Origin of the sequence: Bacillus sp. 205(2023) (assembly GCF_037027485.1) — a bacterium.
Taxonomy (GTDB): Bacteria; Bacillota; Bacilli; order Bacillales; family Bacillaceae; genus Bacillus; species Bacillus halotolerans.
This window is the reverse complement of sequence record NZ_JAXCHF010000025.1, coordinates 1-1,078: the sequence shown is the minus strand read 5'-3', so window position 1 is coordinate 1,078 and position 1,078 is coordinate 1. Positions and strand designations below refer to the sequence as shown.

Annotated in this window: 2 protein-coding genes; both read right to left on the bottom strand. The window is 45.3% G+C overall.

Features of this window, described 5'->3' with window-relative positions:
- Nucleotides 1-149: 149 nt before the first annotated feature.
- On the bottom strand, nucleotides 150-761 hold the full coding sequence (locus WA325_RS21125) for a trimeric intracellular cation channel family protein (protein WP_010331875.1): 612 nt from the start codon (nucleotides 759-761) through the stop codon (nucleotides 150-152).
- 233 nt (nucleotides 762-994) lie between these two features.
- A partial coding sequence (locus tag WA325_RS21120; protein ID WP_134980913.1) for an IS3 family transposase occupies nucleotides 995-1,078 on the bottom strand: 84 nt, incomplete at its 5' end.

Below are 1,078 nucleotides of genomic sequence, written 5' to 3'. Positions count from 1 at the left end.
CTTCAACCGGATAACTCACTCTTGTCCCCATAGAAAAAACACCTCCAAGTCTAATTTCGGCTAACAATCATCCGTTTTCAAACTTGAAGGTGTTTTTTATTTGTCTCATCTTATGGGGTCAGTCCCGACATGGATGAGGTTTCTTTTATTTACTGGCTATCTAAGCGAAAATAACGGTTTGGCAGCTTCCAATTAAACATATAAGAACAAACGCGGCATACGACGAGTACAAAAAACAGCGCGTATAAACCGATCGAGTTTCCGGTCCAGCCCAAGCCGACGATTAAACCGCCGAGCGCCGCCCATACCGCATAGATTTCCGCTTTCAGCACGAGCGGCTTGCGCCCGGCAAGCAGGTCGCGAATGATTCCTCCGCCGCTTCCCGTCAGCACCGCAGCCACGATAACGGCGCTAAGCGGATGCCCCATTTTGACGGCGTACAGAGCGCCTTGAATAGCGAAAGCTGCAAGACCGATCGCATCCGATAAATTTCCCCATTTGTTCCAATGCTTCAGCAGCAGCTTCGGAAACAAGAAAACGATCGTGATCGATACCAGAGCAATTTGAAAGTACGCACCCTGCTCCCACAAAGCTGACACCGGAACACCGATCAGCAAATTGCGGATCGCTCCTCCTCCAAAAGCTGTGACAATCCCTAATATATAAACACCTAAAATATCATATTCTTCTTCCATTGCAACAATTGCGCCGCTGACAGCAAACGCAATGATGCCGATCACACTGAGCAGCTCCCAAGCCATTCTGATGACTCCCTTTATATTTGTTAAATTTTCTGACGACCTCTAGATTTTATAACCGCTTCAGCTTAAAATCAATAACATTTTTATGATAAAAAAAGATAAATTTAGAGGGAAAACAGTAAACGCCGATCAGCATGAGGCTGCCGCTGGCAGTGCCTATCATTTGTACCGTAAAAAAAAGCGCCCTGCATTGGGACTGACCCCCGTTTTTGAGACAGGGATCAAAACACCTTTTATACAGCCAATTGCCGATAGCTTATCGGTGATTGGCTGTTTAGTTTCGTTTGAATACGAATGTTGTTATAATAATAAATGTA